Annotated in this window: 16 protein-coding genes; 15 read left to right on the forward strand and 1 reads right to left on the reverse strand. The window is 67.2% G+C overall.

Annotated elements, in window-relative coordinates; translation table 11 throughout:
- Positions 1-467 precede the first annotated feature (467 nt).
- The 12 genes from ACFP2E_RS13400 to ACFP2E_RS13455 all read left to right on the forward strand — a co-directional run bounded on the left by ACFP2E_RS13400 (position 468) and on the right by ACFP2E_RS13455 (position 15055).
- Complete coding sequence (locus tag ACFP2E_RS13400; protein ID WP_378523972.1) at positions 468-2219, forward strand: DUF262 domain-containing protein; 1752 nt, start codon at positions 468-470, stop codon at positions 2217-2219.
- Positions 2216-4489, forward strand: a complete 2274-nt coding sequence (locus ACFP2E_RS13405; RefSeq protein WP_378523973.1) for a DUF262 domain-containing protein — start codon at positions 2216-2218, stop codon at positions 4487-4489. Before ACFP2E_RS13400 ends, ACFP2E_RS13405 begins: the two co-directional genes overlap by 4 nt.
- Before the next feature lie 64 nt (positions 4490-4553).
- Entirely contained in the window at positions 4554-5996 is a 1443-nt protein-coding gene (locus ACFP2E_RS13410; RefSeq protein WP_378523974.1) for an ADP-ribosylglycohydrolase family protein, read from the forward strand.
- Between the two features lie 23 nt (positions 5997-6019).
- A complete protein-coding gene (locus tag ACFP2E_RS13415) occupies positions 6020-6388 on the forward strand; it encodes a hypothetical protein (protein ID WP_378523975.1) in 369 nt (122 codons plus the stop codon).
- Positions 6389-6538: 150 nt separating this feature from the next.
- On the forward strand, positions 6539-7498 hold the full coding sequence (locus ACFP2E_RS13420) for a hypothetical protein (RefSeq protein WP_378523976.1): 960 nt from the start codon (positions 6539-6541) through the stop codon (positions 7496-7498).
- Positions 7488-8081 carry an HD domain-containing protein gene (locus tag ACFP2E_RS13425; protein WP_378523977.1) on the forward strand — a complete coding sequence of 198 codons (594 nt, stop codon included), beginning with the start codon at positions 7488-7490 and terminating at the stop codon, positions 8079-8081. The genes ACFP2E_RS13420 and ACFP2E_RS13425 overlap by 11 nt, the downstream gene beginning before the upstream one ends.
- A gap of 13 nt (positions 8082-8094) precedes the next feature.
- Positions 8095-9066 carry a hypothetical protein gene (locus ACFP2E_RS13430; RefSeq protein WP_378523978.1) on the forward strand — a complete coding sequence of 324 codons (972 nt, stop codon included), beginning with the start codon at positions 8095-8097 and terminating at the stop codon, positions 9064-9066.
- 551 nt (positions 9067-9617) lie between these two features.
- Entirely contained in the window at positions 9618-10949 is a 1332-nt protein-coding gene (locus ACFP2E_RS13435) for a hypothetical protein (RefSeq protein ID WP_378523979.1), read from the forward strand.
- A complete protein-coding gene (gene murD / locus ACFP2E_RS13440) occupies positions 10939-12282 on the forward strand; it encodes a UDP-N-acetylmuramoyl-L-alanine--D-glutamate ligase (RefSeq protein ID WP_378523981.1) in 1344 nt (447 codons plus the stop codon). The genes ACFP2E_RS13435 and murD overlap by 11 nt, the downstream gene beginning before the upstream one ends.
- 35 nt (positions 12283-12317) lie before the next feature.
- The gene (locus tag ACFP2E_RS13445; protein WP_378523982.1) at positions 12318-13079 is read left to right on the forward strand and encodes a hypothetical protein; all 762 of its coding nucleotides are present in this window, start codon (positions 12318-12320) and stop codon (positions 13077-13079) included.
- 39 nt (positions 13080-13118) lie between these two features.
- On the forward strand, positions 13119-14207 hold the full coding sequence (locus tag ACFP2E_RS13450; RefSeq protein WP_378523983.1) for a GNAT family N-acetyltransferase: 1089 nt from the start codon (positions 13119-13121) through the stop codon (positions 14205-14207).
- The gene (locus ACFP2E_RS13455; RefSeq protein WP_378523984.1) at positions 14195-15055 is read left to right on the forward strand and encodes an aminotransferase class IV; all 861 of its coding nucleotides are present in this window, start codon (positions 14195-14197) and stop codon (positions 15053-15055) included. Before ACFP2E_RS13450 ends, ACFP2E_RS13455 begins: the two co-directional genes overlap by 13 nt.
- Positions 15056-16180: 1125 nt before the next feature.
- On the opposite strand, the gene ACFP2E_RS13460 is transcribed toward ACFP2E_RS13455, so the two are convergent.
- Positions 16181-17281 carry a hypothetical protein gene (locus tag ACFP2E_RS13460; RefSeq protein ID WP_378523985.1) on the reverse strand — a complete coding sequence of 367 codons (1101 nt, stop codon included), beginning with the start codon at positions 17279-17281 and terminating at the stop codon, positions 16181-16183.
- Between the two features lie 159 nt (positions 17282-17440).
- On the opposite strand from ACFP2E_RS13460, the gene ACFP2E_RS13465 reads away from it, so the two are divergent.
- The 3 genes from ACFP2E_RS13465 to ACFP2E_RS13475 all read left to right on the forward strand — a co-directional run bounded on the left by ACFP2E_RS13465 (position 17441) and on the right by ACFP2E_RS13475 (position 19528).
- Positions 17441-17920, forward strand: a complete 480-nt coding sequence (locus tag ACFP2E_RS13465) for a hypothetical protein (RefSeq protein ID WP_378523986.1) — start codon at positions 17441-17443, stop codon at positions 17918-17920.
- Between the two features lie 76 nt (positions 17921-17996).
- The gene (locus ACFP2E_RS13470) at positions 17997-18689 is read left to right on the forward strand and encodes a SprT-like domain-containing protein (protein WP_378523987.1); all 693 of its coding nucleotides are present in this window, start codon (positions 17997-17999) and stop codon (positions 18687-18689) included.
- Positions 18690-18784: 95 nt separating this feature from the next.
- Positions 18785-19528 carry a nuclease-related domain-containing protein gene (locus ACFP2E_RS13475; protein WP_378523988.1) on the forward strand — a complete coding sequence of 248 codons (744 nt, stop codon included), beginning with the start codon at positions 18785-18787 and terminating at the stop codon, positions 19526-19528.
- The last annotated feature ends 38 nt before the right edge of the window (positions 19529-19566 follow it).

Below are 19566 nucleotides of genomic sequence, written 5' to 3' on the forward strand. Positions count from 1 at the left end.
TCCATCCTCAAGTCCGAGATCGACATGGTCCGCCATCCCCACCTAGGGTCGGTGCGGTCTGGATGGTTCGATCGTGGCGCTGATGAGTCCCCTGCCGTCATCCAGCAGAGCCTCCCCTAATCGACCCTTGACCCAGCTGATCACGACGCCTCCTGCGGCGTCCAAGGTGTCCGTGTCTAGCGCGCTCGGAAGCCGGAGAAGGTCTGCATAGGCGGTCTGGATCGTTCTCGACGACTCTGCGGGGGCTGAGCAATTGAAGAGCTCGTCGCGTCGCGATGGGCGTACCGATTCCACACAAGCTGGGCCCCGGACATGCCCAGGTGCCCATAGCACCTGGGGTGGAGTCCGAAGAATGTCTCGGATTCCAGCGGGCGGTCGCGAGCGGAGACTCGAACCGTCGTGGTCGCAGAACCGGGCTTGGAATCTTCTGGCTGGCGTGCCTTGACGTGAGGGGGACGTGCGCGAGGATGGCCGGCATGCATCTCGGAACTCCGGCGATTCTGGAACCGCGCAAGGTCGGCGAACTCGAGGGGACTTTCTTCGTTCCCGACTACCAACGCGGCTACCGCTGGGGTGAGGACGAGGTCCGCCGACTCCTGGACGACATCAAGGAGGCGGGCACGTCCGAGTACTACTTGCAACCGGTCGTCGTGAAACCGATGGACGATGGGTGCTGGGAGCTGGTCGACGGTCAGCAGCGGCTCACGACGCTGTACCTGATCCTCCGAAGCCTCCAGACCTTCCTTCCGCAGTCCGAGCCTCGCTACACGCTCACCTACGAGACACGGCCGGGAAGTGCGGCCTACCTCGATCAGCCCGACGAGGAAGCGGCGTCGGGCAACATCGACTACTTCCACATGTACCAGGCCTTTACGGTGGTGAATGCCTGGTTCAGAGAGCAGGAGAACGCGACGTTCGCCGCCATCCAGCTCTTCCAGGCGCTGACCGACACGGTCTACGTCATCTGGTACGAGGCGCCCCAGGAGCCGGAGTTCGACTCCCGAGCGCTGTTCACACGATTGAACGTGGGGCGCATCCCGCTCACCGACGCCGAGCTCGTGAAGGCCTCACTCTTGTCGCGTGTCGAGCGTCAGCATGAAACCGCGGCCCAGTGGGACAGCATCGAGCGCGACCTGTGGTCGCCGGAGGTCTGGGCCTTCGCCACGGGGTCGTCGAACGGCGGTGCGACCAGGATCGAGCTTCTTCTCGACACGATTGCCGATTCCATCTCGGGTAGGCCGGCCCACCGCGCCCCGTTCCACACCTTCGAGACGCTGCGCCCTCTGATCGTCGACGATCCGGAGCAGCTCTGGAGCAGGGTGGTCGACCTGCACTCGCTGGTGCTGGGGTGGCACGACGACCGCAGCCTCTTCCACAAAGTGGGGTATCTCGTCGCTACTCGCCGAGCCTCCTTTTCTCAACTCGTCGAGCTGGCCACTGACACTCCCAGATCGACCTTTGAAGCGTCACTCGATGCCCTCATCACGAAGAGTCTCGACCTTCCGTGGCACGGCGTCACGGCTCTGACTTACGGGAGCGCGAAGACCAGCCGGGCTCTGCTGCTCATGAACGTCGAGACGATCCGTCGAAACGACCACTCATCCGAGCGCTATTCCTTCAGTGCTCACGCGCTCAAGCTATGGTCCCTCGAGCACATCCACGCCCAGAACTCGGAAGGTCTCAACACGGTCGAGCAGTGGACCGCGTGGCTCAACGAACACCGCGACGCTCTGGACGCGCTGGACCTCTCCGCGGAGGAACGCCACTCGCTCGACGACCGGATCGAGGCAGCGCTGCCCACGATCAGCAGCGACACCTTCGGGCCGCTCCACCGGGAAATCGTCGCCCTCTTCACTGCGAAGGGCGACTTCGAAGAGGACGGCGGTCCCGAGGCAGCCGATCGCGACGAGATCGACTCGATCGCCAACCTCGCACTGCTGTCCCGTGACGACAACAGTGTGCTGAGCAACTCCGTGTTCGAGGTCAAGCGTCGCCACCTGATCGACCTCGACCAAGCCGGGTCTTACATCCCCATCTGTACCCGCAACGTCTTCCTCAAGTACTACGACAAGAGTCCGGGATCCCGCCAGCTCCACTTCTGGGGACGGCGCGATCGCGAGGCGTACCTGGATGCCATGCGCGCCGCGCTCAGCCCCTATTTGCTGGAGGACACGCCGGAGAACGACCCCATCGAAGACTTCGAGGAGGCTTCCGCATGAGTGACGGCGGCATCGTCGGTTACCGCTCGACCTTCCACGGCATGTTCGAGACGGGTTCTCATGGTGCTCCGAGAGTCGAACAGGTCGAGATCCCTATGATCCAACGGGATTACGCCCAAGGACGTCTCGACGCTCGTAGCACAGCCATCCGGCGCACCTTCCTCGACGCGCTCTACTCGGCCCTCACCGACGACGAGCCGGTCGGGCTCGACTTCATCTACGGTGAGGTGCGCGATGGGAAGTTCGAGCCCCTCGACGGACAGCAGAGACTGACGACGCTGTACCTCCTGCACTGGTACCTCGCCTTCCGTCGCGGCCAGCTCACTGCCTCCGAGCCCTGGACCCGGTTCTCGTACGCAACACGCCCCAGCGCGAGGCTCTTCTGCGAGCGCATCGTGAAGAACCCGCCTCCCCGAGACCTCGCTTCGCCTCCGTCAGAGTGGATCACCGACCAGAGCTGGTACCTGCACCTGTGGCGCTACGACCCGACCATCCGGGCGATGCTCGTGACGATCGACGCGGTAGCCGCGCGGTTCTCGGGGGCCGATGTCGACGAGCTCTGGAGGCGGCTGACCGACGAGACGAAGCCCGCTGTCTGGTTCCAGCTGCTGCCCATCGACGAGATGGGTCAGGCCGACGACCTCTACATCAAGATGAACTCCCGCGGGAAGCCGCTCACGGCCTTCGAGGCGTTCAAGGCACACATCGGACGACTGGTCGCCGAGACCGGGGCAGACCACGACTTCGGGCACCGGATCGACGGGGTGTGGACCGATCTCTTCTGGCCCTACCGGGGTGACAACGACATCGTCGATGACGAGTTCATGCGCTACTTCGACTTCCTCATCGAGGTGTGCGAATGGCGCGAGCATCGAGTCCGCGGAGATGAGGTTCTCACCCCCGAACAGCGGATCAGCACCCTGCTCAGCCCAGGAAACCCGCGGCATGCCGAGCATCTCGAGTTCATCTGCAGCGCTTTCGACGTCTGGACGACTGACAACACGATCGCCGACGTTTTCGCCGAGTTCTTCAAGACCAGCCGAGACGGCGAGGGAGTCCGACTCGTCGGAGCGAGCTCCACGGACCTGTTCCATGCCTGCTGCGAACGATATGGCGCGGTGCGGGGAACGACCCGTCTGTTCTCGTTGACCGACACCCTGCTCCTCTTCGCCGTCCTGATCCACAAGATCCACAAGACCGAGGATGTGACCAGCCGCTTGCGGAGCCTGCGCAACATGAACGAGGCCTCGCAGTTCGAGATGCGCGTCCAGAACATGCCCAAGTTCATCGCAGAGGTCGAAGAGTTCATGCGGAGTGGGGAGCTTGCGGCCCTCGAGACCTTCAATCACAACCAGGTGAAGGACGAGATCGAGAAGCGGCGATTCCTCGGCCGTCATCCCGAGCTCACCACGTCCGTGCACCGTCTCGAGGACCACACGATTCTGCGCGGCACCCTCGCCGCGTTCGACCTCGATCCTTCGATCGAGGAGCGCGCCGAGGCATTCGAGGCCGCCTTCGCTCCGCACAACTGGCCAGCGCTGACCGGTGCCCTGCTGGCGACAGGCGAGTACCAGCGCGACTACCCCAACTCCGACCAGCACCGTTTCGGGTCGCCCACCACGGAGAGCGTGTGGAGAACGCTGCTGGTGGATCGAGGCGACCGAACAGCGCTCGCGCGTGTGCGCGGGGTTCTCGGGACCTTGCTCCATCGACTCGCGGAGTCGTCCGAGGAGACGCAGGATGCCCTCGCCTCGATCAGCAAGGACTTCCTCGACGCCCGGATCGCTGCCTCGCACTACGACTGGCGGTATTACCTGGTGCGCTACCCGTGGATGCGCGAGGGCAACTCTGGGATCTATTACGGGGCCGACGAGAGAATCGGCTACGAGCTCACCATGCTGCGCAAGACCGTGCAGCGCAGCTGGTACCGGGACGCCTATCTGTATGCGATCTGGTGCGAAGCCGGCAGGCCGGACGAGGTGGAGGATCCGTGGTTCTACGGGTACTCGACCACGCCGCGGTGGATGAAGCTCACCCGCTCGGGGACGGGCCTGCGCAGTGTCCCCACCGGGATCGCGATCCAGGCGCCGTCGTCGGCTTCCCAGGAGTGCATACGGGAACTCGAGAGCACCGCCGGCTTGGTCGCCCACGAGGGATGGTGGCACCTATCAGTCCCGCAATCCGGCCAGGACGGCGAGGCGATTGACTCTCAGGACCGGGTTCAGGCGGGTGCTGCGCTGCTTCAAGAACTCATCGCCTCGGGGCTCTAGGAGCAGGTCGCGACATGCACTTACTCGTGACCGGCAGCCACCACCCGCTGTTGGGGGGCGCCTGATGGCCGCCCTCACGCCCGCCCAGACCGACCGCGCGGTCGGCGTCCTGCTCGCGGCCGCCTGCGGGGACGCGCTCGGCGCCGGCTACGAGTTCGGGACCGCCCGGCTCGACGGCGAGCCCCGGATGATCGGTGGCGGGCTCGGGAACTTCGCGCCGGGGGAGTGGACCGACGACACCTCCCAGGCGGTCGCGATCGCCGAGGTCGCCGCCACCGGTGCCGACCTGCGCAGCGACGACGCGCTGACCGCGGTCGCGCGCCGCTTCGCCGACTGGTACGCCGGCGGACCGGCCGACGTGGGCATCCAGACTGCCGCGGTGCTGCGCCGCGCAGGTCGGACCCCGACCGGCGCGGAGATGGCCGCGGCGGCGTACAAGATCCACCGGCAGACCGGCAAGAGTGCCGGCAACGGGTCGCTGATGCGCACGGGCGCGGTCGCGCTGGCGCACCTCGACGACCCCGAGGCGCTGGTCGAGGCGGCGATGGCCGCCAGCGCGCTCACTCACCACGACCCGCTCGCCGGGCAGGGGTGCGCGCTGTGGTGCCTGATGATCCGGCACGCCGTGCTGCACGGCGAGCTGCCGAAGCCCGACGAGGTGCTCGGCCACCTGCCCCACCCCGACCTCTGGGCAGTTGTCCTCGACGAGGCGACCAGCGAGCCGCCGTCGACGTTCCAGCAGAACGGCTGGGTGGTCGGCGCGCTGCAGGCGGCCTGGTCCGCAGTCGTGCAGACACCTGTCCCCGCGAACCAGCCGTGGCGGCACCTGCGCGACGCCCTCAACACCGCGGTCGGGATCGGCAACGACACCGACACCGTCGCCGCCATCGCCGGCGCGCTGCTCGGCGCCCGCTGGGGCGCGAGCGCGGTGCCGGCCGAGTGGCGGCGGATGCTGCACGGCTGGCCGGGGATGCGAGGCCCGCGGCTCGTCGCGCTCGCCCACCTGACGATCGGTGGCGGGCGCCCCGACTCGTCCGGCTGGCCCGGCGTCGGCCGTCTGGAGTACGACGGCTTCTTCGGCAGGCAGACGCTCGTGCCGCACCCGCACGACGACGGCGTCTGGATCGGCGGTGTGGCCGCGCTCGACGACCTGCCTGCCGAGGTCGACGCGGTCGTCAGCCTGTGCCGGGTCGGCGCCGAGCAGGTGCCCGACGGCGTAGAACACGTGGAGTTCCGGCTCATCGACAAGGGCGACGACCACAACCCGCACGTCGACTTCGTCATCGACGACGCGGCCCGGACCGTCCAGGCGATGCGGGCGGAGGGGCGCACGGTCTACCTGCACTGCGTCGCCGCGCAGAGCCGGACCCCCACGGTCGCGACCCGGTACGCCGCGCTGCTGGGCGTGCCGTTCGAGCAGGCGCTCGCGGAAGTGGTCGCCGCGCTGCCGGCGGCGAGCCCTAACCCGTCGTTCCGTCGAGCGTTGGGCAGACTGCACCAGACGTAGACACACAGGCACGGGGGAAGTGAATGGTGATCGGCGATCTGCCCGACGACGTACGCGCGTCGTTCCTGGCGGCGTACGAGCTCGAGTACTACGCGGCCTGGCGGCTGGCGTTCATCCACGACGAGGCCGAGGTGGCCGCCGCGGAGGTGCCGGTTCCGGAGGCGTTTCTCGACGCCGTCCGGCTGCGCGGCGCGATGAACGCCGTCTACTGCGCCGACGCGTCGGAGCTGGATGACCGCAGGGCCGCCTACGACGAGCAGGCGGCGGCGCTGAACGAGAAGTACGGCGACATCGTGGTGCTCTCCGTCGAGGGGCCGCCGCTGGGTCTGCGGGCTCATCGACGAGCCTCAGTCGACGACTGCGTCACCGACGGAGTCGTGCCGGCGCCGTAGCCAGCGGCCGCCGAGTGGGGCATGCTCGCTGGTGGGCAGTGCGGAGAAACGGGGGTCTCTCATGCGCCAGGTGTCCGACCGGGTGTCGGCGATCGACGACAGAGCGTGGCGACCAGAGCGCAGCCGTCCCTCCCGAGGGGGTGACAGGCGGTGAGCACCGAGACCATTCTGGCCGTCGGTCTGGTGGTGCTGGCCTGCGTCATGGCGTGGGTCGTTCATCTGGCTCGCGAAGCGAGGATCTCCCGCACGACCGTCCAGGTCCTGGCCCTTTCGTGTGCGCTGGGTCTGCTCGCCATGCTGCTCAGCGACTGGCCTTCCGAGGTTCTCTCGACCTTCTGGGCGGACCACTCGATCCTTGCGGGGATCCTGAGCACCGTGCTCCTCGTGGGCCTTGTCTTCCTCGTCTACGAGGAGCGCGAGCAGCGCCACCAGGACGCCCTGGACGAGGGCCTCACAGGTGCGGGTCTTGGCGGAATCGTCGATCACCTCGTCGACGTGGAGGTCGCCCTTGCCCTGGTTGCGGCGCCAGGGCCACCGAGCACGCCTGAGTGGAAGCGCTGGGAAGAAGCGGGAAGGCCGCTGAGGTGGCTTCGCGAGGGTCGGGAGCAGCTGCATCGCACGGACTCGGGGCTCGGGGCGGCCGACCCCCGTGCGGGTGGCTGCAAGCTGACGGACTGCGACGAGCACGCGCGCTGGCGCAAGCAGCTCGTGGACCAGTGCGTCCGTCGCCTGCTGGCAGGCATGCGTGACTGGTCTCCCCTGATCGGGGCGTCGCGCAACGGGGTGACGACCCTGCTGGCCGTCTCCGAGATCCGGAAGGACCTCATGAAACTCGGGCCCCGACTCGGTGTCGAGAATCGGGAGACCGACGCCCTCCTACTGAGCCTGAGGCAGCGCCTCCGCCTCCTTGCGCGGTTCTGCGAGGAGAAGAGCGGCGCCAAGCCGCATCGGTTGGAGGTCCTGCAGACGTTCGAGCCGCTCGAACCGCCGCGAGTACCTCTCAGGTGGGTGTCGGCGGGGCGCGGTACACACGTCTTCGGGAAGAAGTGGAACGACCAGCTTGGCGATGCCCACGGGGCACTGATCGGGGGAGGCACGCATGTGGACTGACGAGATGAACCCGGAGCGGTTCGCGGCCGCGATGCAGCTGGCGGCACGGCTCCACGCCAAGCAGGTGCGCAAGGGCACGCGGGTGCCCTACCTGTCGCACCTCCTGTCGGTCGCGGCGCTGGTGGCCGAGGACGACGGCACCGAGGCCGAGGTGCTCGCCGCCGTGCTGCACGACGCGGCCGAGGACCAGGGTGGCGAGTCCGTGCTGCGGGTCATCGAGGAGCGCTTCGGTGCCGAGGTGGCCGGGATCGTGCGGGAGTGCTCCGACTCGATCCTCGAGGTCGGCGCGGCCAAGGCGCCGTGGCGGGAGCGGAAGCTCGCGGCGATCGAGCGCATGGCCACGGCGTCGGAGTCGGCCCTCAGGGTGATGGCGGCGGACAAGCTCCACAACACCCGGGCGACGCTGAACGACGTGCTGCTCACCGACGACGAGATCTGGGACCGCTTCCAGACCGGACGCGAGGGCTTCCTCTGGTACCACTCCCAGGTCCTCGAGATTCTCCAGCAGCGGCTCCCCAAGTCCCGGTCCGTCCAGCTGTTCGCGCTCGAGCACGCGCGGCTCGAGTCCGAAGCCACGGCCTGAGGTCTGCGCGGCCGTGGACGACTGGGACGACCTCGATGATCTCGACGGCATGGATGGCATGGATGGCATGGATGGCATCGGCGGGATGGGCGGCATGGACGACGACGGCGTGAGCCCGACGCTGCTCGGGACCGGCTACGCGCTGTACCGCCACGGCCAGGACCGGATGGCGGCGCAGATCGTGGCCGGCGTACGGGCCGCGCTCAACGACTGGGACCCGGGGCTCGCCCTCGGCGGGTCGTGGAGTGAGCCCGAGCCCGAGGCGCGGTGGGGCGTCGCGCCGGTCGACCTCGACGGGCCGCGGGTGCCGCACGAGTGGGAGCGGTGGATCGGTCAGGACCACCTGCGCGAGCGGTTCGGCGTACGCGTCGACTCCGTCCTGGCGCGGCGCGGGCGGCTGCCGCACTCTCTGCTGGTCTCCGAGCAGCCCGGGATGGGCAAGCGCTACCTCACCCGGCTGCTCGCCAATCTGGTCGACGCGCGGCTGGTCGAGCTCGTCGCTCCCTTCCCGGCGCAGGCGCTGTACGACGCCCTCGAGCTGCTGCGGTACGGCGACATCCTGTACATCGACGACATCGACCGCATCGACGGGTTCGGGGCGGCGGCGCTGACGACGCTGCTGCAGACGGGGGACGTTCAGTTCGCGGGGGAGGAGGTCCTCGCGTCGGAGATCGCGGTCCTCGCCGGGACCACCCGGCTGGACGCCCTGCCCGGGGCGGTCGTCGACGGCTTCGCGGTGGTCGAGCACTTCGCGCCGTACAACCTCGCCGAGCTGTCCCGGATCGTCATCCGGCTCATTTTCGAGCACCGCGTCGACGAGCTGGTCGACGACACCCTCGCCACCCGGATCGGCGGCCTCGCAGGCACCCCGGGGCGGTGCCGGCGGCTCGTGATCGCGGCGCGCGACATCCTCCTGGCCCGCGGCGAGTGCACGATTGAGGACGTCTACGCGCTGGCCGGTCACGGCGCCCACGACGAGCCATGAGTGAGGGTCGAGCAGCAGCCCACCCAGCCTGCGGTTGCCAATCGGGGCAACACGGGAGGTCGGTGCGAATGGTGCGCCCGGAGTGGCGTTCGGCTCGAAACGCAATACGGCCCTGCCTGTTCCTCGGTGGTCGCGCGGCGCCCGGCAGACCCTACGGATTCAGAAGTGTGGGCGGCTACGGTGTCAAGCATGCACGCTTGCGGGCTCCTGCTTGAGGTGGAAGTGGCGAGTGGGTGCTGGGGGTCAATCCCGTGTCCGGCCTGGCCCTGTTAGGACAGATGCGCCGACGACGACCTTCTCCTTGCCATCGGCGCGGAACCGAGCCACCCAGTCGTGAGCACGCTGGCGTGAGATCCCAGGCTTCTTGACCGCGTGGGCGACCGGGCTACCCGTGATCGACCACAAAGTTCGATGAGCAGTCGACGACCGCAGATACCTGGGGTCGAGAGCACCTCCAGCCAGCAAGGGCCACGGGCTGTTATGAGCCCGCACCATGAGTGCAGCGGTGCGTTCGGGTCGTGGCTGCTCGGTACTCGTACACTCAAGGGGTGGTGAGCATGGAAGAGCACACGGTGGGAGAACTGATCTGCCTGCCGCCACGGCTGCTGGGCTCGACGATCGAACTCGACTACCGGGGCATCGGGCGGGACGGCGTTGCGACGAAGTTCACCGAGACCATTAAACTGCCCGGATCGCTCGAGCACGTCGAGAAGGGCACCCGTGACGCGGTGCTTCGCTTGCTCTCGCTCGCTGCTTCTTTGAGCTACTTCAAGGCGTTCGCGCCTGGGCGGATTGAAGTGCCGGCTGGGCTTTCGACTCAGGAACGGCATTTCATCGACACGCTCACTAAGAACGGCCTCGGGGAGTTCGCGTACGTGAACGACCTGCCCGAGGTGTTTCAGACCGAAATCATTGCTCCGCCGATCTCTGCGGACGAATCTCGAGCACACGAGTCGGAGACGGTCAGGCGCGTGCTGGTGGCCGTCGGTGGTGGCAAGGACTCGATTGTCTCCATCGAGGGCCTCAAGGATGCCGGCTTCGATGTGGGCCTGTTCTCCGTCAATAGCTACCGACCGATCGAAGCCACCGCGGAGGTTGCTCGGATTCCACTGCAGTCCGCCCGGAGACGACTCGACCCCGAACTCTTCCGGCTCAACGAGGCGGGGGCACCCAACGGGCATGTGCCAGTCACCGCAGTGAACTCACTCGTAGCAGTGCTCACCGCCATGGCGCTCGACTACGACACAGTCGCATTCAGCAACGAGGCGAGCTCGTCCTACGGGAACGTCGAGTGGTACGGACATGACGTCAACCACCAGTGGTCCAAGGGGATCGAGTTCGAACGTTTGCTGCGCGCTAGTCTCCCGGCTGGCGCGCCGACCTACGTGTCTCTGCTCCGCCCACTGACCGAACTCCGAATCGCCCGTCGGTTTGCCACCTACCGTGAGTACCACCAGGTCTTCACGAGCTGCAACAGGGCCTTCAAACTCAAGGAAAGCGACCGAACCTCGTGGTGCGCCGATTGCCCGAAGTGCCGCTTCGTATTCCTGTGCCTAGCTCCATTCATGTCGCGGACGAACCTCTTGGAAATCTTCAGTGGACGCGACATGTTCGCCGACCCTAAGCAGACTGCGGGTTTCCTAGAACTGCTCGGTGCGGACGACCTACAGAAACCCTTCGAGTGCGTCGGCGAGCCTGACGAATGCCGAGTCGCACTGGACCTCCTCCGTGTGCATGACGAATGGAAGGACCACCCCTTCCTCAGCAATCCACAGGTTGCCGCGCTTGCCGTTGGCGCATCAGAGCACGCGGACGTCTTCCTCTTCCGGGAGGACGAGCACTTCCTCTCGCCCACTCTGGAGGCAGTCGCCCGTGCGGTTTGAAGACCTCGTTGGCCGCCGAGTCGTCATCTGGGGCACCGGCCGCGAAGGCCGCGCCGCACATGCTGAACTCGAACGCCGCGGTATCCCCTCACTCTTCGCGCTGACGGACGCGGTTGAGGCGCCAGCAGACCTGATCGCAGCGACTGCCGTCGGAGCGGAAGGCCTGGAGCGCCTGGCTAACGCCGACGTCGTCATCAAGTCGCCCGGCGTCCCCCGAACCTCGCCGGACCTCGCTCGCGTGCGCCAACTCGGTGTCAGCGTCACCTCTCTCACAGACCTGTGGCTCGCTGACAACGCCGCGCGGGTCGTGGCCGTTACCGGCACCAAGGGAAAGAGCACCACGTCCTCGCTGATCCAACACCTCCTGAGCAGTGTTGAGGTCAGGGCGTCACTCGTCGGTAACGGCGGCACTCCCGTCACCGACGGCGACGACCCTGGAATGGGGGTCGCCGTAGCAGAGATCTCCAGTTACCAAGCTGCGGATCTATCGACGTCGCCACGTATCGCCGTCGTCACCTCCCTCTACCCCGAGCACCTGCCCTGGCACGGCGGCTACGATCAATACGTCGAGGACAAGTTGAACCTTGTGTGCCACCAGCCGGACCTCGTCGTCGTCCCCACGGTGAACGGAGAGATCGGCCAACTCGTCCGCGAGCGTGTCGCCGATACTGCGCAAGTCCTGGCGCCCGACGCGATCGGAATTGTCGCCACGAGCGCGCGGCTCACCTGGGAAGGCGTGGGCGAATTGACTGCGAGCCAACTTCCGATCCACGGAACGCACAATCACACCAATGCGGCGCTGGCACTTACCGCGATCGCGGCTGGCTTCGACCTTCCAGCGAAGAAACACCGGGTGCTGCTTGACGCCGTTCGGACGTTCGGACCCCTCGCCCACCGGCTGGAGACCGTTCCATCGCTCGACGGCCGTCAATGGGTTGACGACAGCCTCGCCACTGCTCCAGAAGCCGTCGTGGCTGCACTCGAGACCTTTCCGGACAAGAGAGTGACCCTGATTCTCGGAGGCGAAGACCGAGGGCTCGACTTCTCGCCACTCCGTACCTACCTCCGGGCGCGCCCACCGGCTGCCATTGTTGAGGTAGTCGCCGTCGGCCCAGCCGGTGCCCGTTGGGCCGCCAGCGAGAGCATCAACACGACGCTCGCTAGCGACTTCGCCGAGGCTCTCGCCTTGGCGCGCTCCGACCGCGAGGGCACAGACGTCGTGCTGCTGTCGCCCGGAGCGCCGAGCTTCGATGAGTTCGCCAGTTACGAACAAAGATCCGCCTCGTTCCGCGCCGCGGCTTCAGCTCAAGCGATGTCGGAGAAAGCGGAATGATGGAACTTGTGTGGGTGGATGGCATGAGGCGACCCATGGATGATGAGATCTGGAATCAGAACGCAGCCACGTTCTTCGGATTGGGATACCGGACGTCGCTTCCCGTCATCGAGGACATGGAAGAGCCCGTCAACTTTCATCGCGGGCTAGCAGCCAAGTTGGCATCCGCCCTCGGACGCACATTCGACCCTGCACCCTGGGATTTCATTGAAGCTGGAAACCTCCCAGCCGGTGGCGCTGTAGAGGTGGTCGGTGGATGGCCGAGTCCCGGGGTCGCCACCGGAGGAGGCCCCGGCGATACGCCATGGTCGGCCATCACGCAGGTGGCGCCAGCCGCCCATGACGCCAGCTACGGCGCTGGCGTGTCCCTGCCTTGGCCTTCGAATCCGTTGTCTGCACTTGCCGGTCTGCCCACGCTATCGCGACTCGAAGATCAGCAAGCTGAACGGCATGTCCAAGACATCGGCGCCGCAGTGGGCCTCTGGTGGAGCACGGCAGAGCACCTCACAGGATCCACCGCAGGTGTGCCCATGATCCAGACCGGGAGGCGTTCCTGGATCTTCCCCGACCGCAGCGCAGGCACTACCCCCAGTTGGGTGTTCTTTAACATCGCCAATGCACTCTCGGCAGTGCCGGGAGCCATCACCATCGACGCCATCCGTTCGAGCAAGGCGGCCGCATTCATCACGGGCACCGGCGCCGTCACCGTCATCGAAACCCTCGACGGAACTGATCTCGCGCCCGACCGCGAGCAGGTGCTCACTCTGCTGACAACCAGACTCCGATTCTTGGCATAACTCGGACAGTGGGACAGCCCCACAGGTACCGTTCCGAGCGTGAAATTGAGGGCAATCCGTCGCGACCACCTCGTCATGGGGATCGCTGCGGTGCTGTTCGCGCTCTGCCTGATCGCGATCAACATCCTCTGGCCCGGCGCGTTCGGTGTGTTCATCGCGATCGGTGGTGTCGTCGGCGCATTCGTGGTCGTCTACGAAGTCCGACTCACCAAGGGACTCGCACAAGCCGAGTTCATCCGCGATCTCCAGACCAGCTTCAGTTCGGACGCCAACATCGGCGAACTCTGGCGCAAAATCCTCCTCGATGAAGAAGTCACCGCTGACGACCGCGCCTTGGTGAGCAGCTACCTGACCTTCTTCGAGACCCTGCACCTCCTTCTCAAACGCGGCGCCCTCGACCCTGCGCTGACCGACGACCTGTTCCGCAACCGCTTCTTCAAGGCTGTGGGAAACCCCGGTGTACTGCGGGTTCTCGTGCGCGAGCCCGGCTCGTTTACGAACATCCACGATCTGATCGAACGCTGGCACGGCTACCTCCTCGCAAACCAAACCCCGATGCACCCTGGCTACTACGCCTACATCGAGGCCATCACCGAGGCCAAGGGCTATCAGGTCGAAATGCTCAGTGAGGACGATCTGACGGACCTCGAGGACCTTCAGGATGAGGTCCTACAAACCCTTAGCGACGACTCGTGGTTGCGTGCCAACACTGACGTGATGCTCAAGGAGTGCCTCTTGGACCACGTCACACTCGGGGTTCGGCATCATGGGAAGTTGGTCGCCGCCGCTGTCCTCTATGACGGCGGCAAGTCGGACGAGAGCATCAAGCACTACTTCACGGATGACCCCAAGGAGTTGACGAAGTCCGTCAATCTCAAACTGGTCCTAGCACTGAAGGAGCACCGCCGACACGGCCTGAGCCGCGCGCTAGTGGAACTCCTGGAGAAGCAAGCAACCGACCTTGGAAAGACCGAGATCATGTGCACGATCCACCCGAAGAACGAACCGAGTGAGTCGCTGTTCCGTCGGCTCGGGTACGAGCGCGTCGACTCGGTCACGACCTCCTATGGCAAGCGATCCGTCTTCGCTCGGAAACTGCCGCTGCCCAACAAGCAGTGGGCCCGCTAATCGGTTCCGAACTGCATACCCTCGACGGAGTTCTTGTCGAGACGGTTCCGCCTGCGTTCGCGCTCTGCCCATTCGGAGTCTTCACCACCTTCGTCGTGATCGAGGGCAGCGCTCTCGGACTTCAGTACCACCTCGCCCGGCTCTCGCACGATGCCCGCGCGCTGTGGGACCAGGATCTGGACGAGCAACATGTGTTGGACATGTTGGCTTTGCATGTCGCGCATCTGGGTTCGGCGTCGGCAACGGTGCGCGTCACGCTGTTTCCCGCGGAGTTCGAAGTCGTTTGGCCAGCGGGTGCCGCCGGATGCCGGATCTTGGTCTCGTCGCGGCCGGCAACCCTTCCGTTCCAGCCACTGTTGGACTTCTCGGTCGGCACCGCCGAGTTCCAGCGAGAGCTCCCAGAGGTCAAGTCCACCTCGTTGGTTCGGCAGATCCAGCTGCGGCGGGAGGCGCAGCTGCGTGGCTACGACGACGTGCTGTTCACTCGGGGTGATCAGGTGCTCGAAGGCGCGACGTGGGCGGTGGTCTGCTGGCGCGAGGGAGAGGTCGTGACACCGAGGGACGGGGTGTTGCCGAGTATCACAGCGAGGTTCCTCGGCGGCATCGCCGAGGAGATGGGGTGGATCTTCCATCAGCGTTCAGTAACCGTCGCGGAACTGCTCGGGGCGGACCTTGTGCAGGCCGTCAACGCCAATCACCCTGCGCGCGCGATAAGCGTCGTCGACGGCATTCCGCTCGCCCGGGATCATTCATTGTTGGTGGACGTGGCAGCAGCCTATTCTGGTCTGTCCAGATCCACCGTGACGATGCCTTCTGGCACCAAGAAGCGCAGAGCGGACGAGGCCTGAAGGCCTAGATCCCTGTCCGAGCAAGTGCGATGCCGTCGGCATGAGCACCTGCCTTCTTCGCCTGGCTCGCCCGGGAGCCCGTTGGAAGCACGCGGGCCGCGAGGACTCTGGCGCCGCCGAGGGATTGCTCTTGGCGTGCTTGCCCTGGCCCTGGATCCGACAAGTTGGCCTTATGGCCGTGGATCCGGTCGCGATGCCTGGCCACCCGGTCCAGGATCGCCGCACTCGACAAGGTGCCCGCCGGGCACGCGCGTGAGCGGGCGATCACGATCGAAGCGCTCGACATCACCACTATCAACGCCGCCACAGACCGACGACACCACCTCCAACACGCCAAGAGTTGGCTACCGGTGCGCGGACCCTGTGGGCGAGGCGATCTAAGACGTTGAGTCGCGGCCACCCGCGGATTAGTTCTCATAAGAGCTAGTGGGAAAAGCGCATGGCAGGGCCGTCAAACTAGCAACATAGGGCCATGAACAAGATGCCGCGCCATCCGCGAGGGGTTTCCGCCCGCATGGACGAGTTTCGATCCGGACGTCGGAGACCCCTCGCCCCGACCGCCGCCGCATCCCTGACATCGCCCTCGCACATACAGGCTGGGGAGACCACTAGGCGCGGTAGGGGGTCCGACACCCCAGGTGATAGTTGGCCGCCGGCGGAGTCGCCGATCGGTGGTCGGACTGCGGCCGTCGAGCCGGCGGCGGGTCGCCAGGAGGCTTCGGGACGAGCAGTTGAGGGGCCACGCCGTGGCCACCTACGGCTCATCCGAGGCGAGGGTTAGGGCGTAGGGCAGATCGGGCTCGGGGCTGACGCGAACCCGGCGACGGCGGCGGGGTTCGCCGTGTCACCTGAAGTGGCGACCGGCCACATCTAGTCCAACGGGCCGGCAGCACGTAGTGCCGGCCACCCGCCAGCGGGCGCGTGAACAGTACGTAGGTCTTGATGTGTCCGCAGGCGACGGTGCCTCTGTCTCTGACCCGGAGCTCCGCTGGCCAGCACTATTGGGCTGACGTCGCGCACGAACAACGCCTTCATATCTGCTCCACAAGAGAGTCCCCGCCTCCCACAGGAACGGGCACGTTGGCAGGTTCGGCATCGAGGCGACGAGATACGGCGGCGGCGGTGTCATGGCTCATGCCAAAGGCGCGACGATTCGAGGACCTGCAACCGATGACGCAGCTTCTCGTCTGCGGTCTCGGCTGCGAGAGCCCTAAGCCTCGACATCCAATCAGTGATCGCTGGAGACGTGTTACTCGTCGATCCCTTCTGTTTGGCCTGCTCTAGGGACAGCTCGACCAGAGCAATGAGTGGCTCCACGGTAATGTCGGGGTATAGCGGTGAGCGCTCTTCGACAAGCACGTTGTCAAGGAAGAACAACAGCAGCCGCAGACGCCCGACGCCGTCCTCGGTCCTACCTTGGTCCCGCTCGCCTCGGGCTGCTTCCACCTGTCGTTCGACTGTTTCGACCCAATCAACCTTCACGACTGCGGCCGCGTCGGTGCTACCAGAGCTGGCAGTCGCGTCGACGACTACACCCAATAGCTGTGACTCGTCTCCCACGGCGAGCCCGGGCGGCAAGACGTCGAGATCGACCTCCTCTCCATCTCTAGCCTCGAGGGCAGGAGATGAAGCGTCGTTGGCTGAAGTGGTGCGTGGCTGTAGGGCCGGCGGAGTCGGGGGATAGGTGCGGCCTTCGGGCCATTCGGGCCGGAGACGGTCTTTGATCGAGCCTCGATCAACCGGCGCGAGATTGTGTGCTTGCGCCGTGAGTATGGAGCCTCCCGGCTGCCAGGCGGTCTCGCAATCGGGCGGGGCCACTTCGTCCTGCGACTGCGGCGAGCCCGCATGACTCGCGATCTCTTGATCGAGGTCAACGCTCTCGCTCTGGCGCCGGTCACTAAGCTCGGCTCGCAAAGCCTGGTTCTCCCTGAGCAGTCGCCTTGCGCGGACCACGCCATAGACCGTGGCAACCGCCGCGATCGTCGCGGTCGCTGCTAGGGCCGAACCGCTACCGCCAGTCGACCTCAGAACCGTCGAAGCGCCCTTCAGAGCCGGCCCGGCTTCCACAGCCGGCACCTTGCGGCCCGATGCGATGTGCTCGCTCAGGAGGGTAGAGCCCTTCCCGAGGACCAGCCTGTACTCGTTCGGCGACCCGCCTAAGAACGTCTTCGGTCGAATGTTTGCCTCGTTGAGGAGCTTCGCCGCGGCCTCCCGAGAGGCCGTCATGCCGCTCCCGACCTGATGGCGCAGCCCTCCCGGGAGCCTTGGCCCTTGGAGCCAGAGGGATCGAGTCGGGCGGCATGCCAGCGCGGCCACCGACCGCGCGTTCCTGTGGTGGAGTTGAAGGTCATCTCGGGGTTGCCGGCCAGCATAGACCCGACTGTATTGGAGCAGCCGTTCACGCCGTTCGACTTCGGGACCCGCGACCCGCTGGCCGGCGGGCTGGGGGAGTTCCTGGAGCGCCGGGTTGCGGAGCTGAGCGGCGGCACGGTGCGCGAGGTGTCGTGGGAGTACGACGAGCGGGTGCTGCGGCCGGTTCGACGGGCGAAGACCACCGAGCTCGACGTCCACGCGCCGGGAGACCCCGGCCTTGAGGAGTACGCCGAGGTTGCGCGGCGGCTGTCGGCGGCGATCCCGGACGACACCTCGGACGCGGCCCGGGAGGTGCTGCACGCGCTGGTCGTGGCCGGGGTCAGTAGGCACCGGCTCTGGCTGGCCGCGCCGGACGACGCGACCGAGGTGGCGGTGCGGCGCACCCCGGGCGCCGGCTACGCGCTCTTCGCCGCGGTCGAGCGCGTCCAGCGGGCGCAGCCGCTCTACCGCGTGGTGGTGGACCCGACCTGCGACCCGGCGCTGCACCTGTGAGCGACGCGCCGGCCTGTCGGTGGGCCCGCCTACCCTCTGCTGCGCGGCGGGTGGCCGCGGAAGGCAAGGGGGACGGATGGACCTGAACGAGGCCGCGAGGCTGGGGCGGTGGCTGCTCGACGAGCACGGCCTGCACGACTGGTCCCTGGTCTTCGACCGCGCCAAGCGGCGCGCCGGGGTGTGCCGCGCCGGCCGCAGGCAGATCGGGCTGAGCGGGCCGCTGACGGAGATCCACCCCGAGGCCGAGGTCCGCGACACCCTGCTCCACGAGATCGCCCACGCCCTGGTCGGACCGAGGCACGGCCACGACGAGGTGTGGCGGGCCACCGCGCTGCGGATCGGGTGCAGCGGCAGTCGCTGCAGCAGCGAGGACGCGCCGGCGATCGAGGGGGACTGGGTCGGTACCTGCCCCGCCGGCCACCGGATCACCGCCCACCGCCGCCCTGCCCGGCCCAAGGCCTGCCGCCGCTGCGCCACGACCTTCGACCCGGCTCACCTGTTCAGCTGGACCCACCGCGGCCGACCGGCGCCGATGCTGCCGGGCTACGTGGCGGAGCTGGCGCGGATCCGGGACCTCGAGCGCGTGGTCGCGACCCAGGCGGCGACGCCGGTGCGGGTCCGGCTGGGCGACGAGCTGCGGATCGTGGTGCCGGGCGACCGGCACGACGGCACCGTCGGCACGCTGGTCAAGCGCGGCCGGACCCGGTTCCACCTCCGGGTGGGCGACCGGGTGCTGACCGTGCCGTTCTCGATGGTGGAGCCGGCCTGACCGGCCGCCCGGTCGCGGGACTCGCGAAAACTGGGGGGCGCGGAACCGCTGGCCGCGGCGTACCCTGCCTTTACCTGCATCGGGGGAGGTAGGGAATGGCGGGCGAGTCCGCACGAGAGTCCGCGCGTCGACAACGCGCGAAGGCCGAGCGCCTGCAGCGCTCGGTCGAGCTCTACCAGCGCCACGCCGAGGGCGAGGCGCGGACCGCCCGAGCCCTGGAGGCGCTGCCCGGCGGCGCGTGGACCGTGCTGCACGACCTCGGCTGGCCGGGCCGCAAGCACCCCAACGTCGACCACATCGCGGTGGGCCCACCCGGGGTGTTCGTGGTCGACACCAAGAACTGGCCCGGCGACATCACCGTCCGCGACGGGGTGCTGCGCCAGGGCGGCCGAGCGCGCGCCACCGCCGTGGCAGCCGTGCGCGACGCCGCGGCCGAGGTGGCCGCGCTGGTCCCGTCGCTGGCCCGCGACGCGGTCCACCCCGTGCTCTGCTTCGTCTCCGACGGGCCGCTGTCGGGCCGGGCCGGCGAGGTGCTGGTCTGCTCGACGTCCAACGTAGTGGCGACGCTCGCGACGCGGCCGGTGGTGATGAGCGACGCCGAGGCGCGGCGTACCGCCTCCGAGCTGGAGCGGGCGCTGGACGCCGTCGCGAGCCGGCTCGCCCCGGCCCCCGAGGGTGCGCCCGCGCGGGAGCGGGCGGCGCGCGGAGGGGGGCGGGAGCCGGCCCTCTACCGGGTCGCCCTGTTCGTGCTCGTGGTCGTGCTGCTGGCGCTGATCGTGCGGAACCTCGGCGAGCTGGGCGACCTCGCGTCGTCGCTGGTCACCCGGCTCGGCGGCTGAGGCCGGTCGTCCGCGACCGCGGCTGTGACGGGCCTCAT

This window comes from Nocardioides sp. GCM10027114, assembly GCF_042659625.1.
Classification (GTDB): Bacteria; Actinomycetota; Actinomycetes; order Propionibacteriales; family Nocardioidaceae; genus Nocardioides.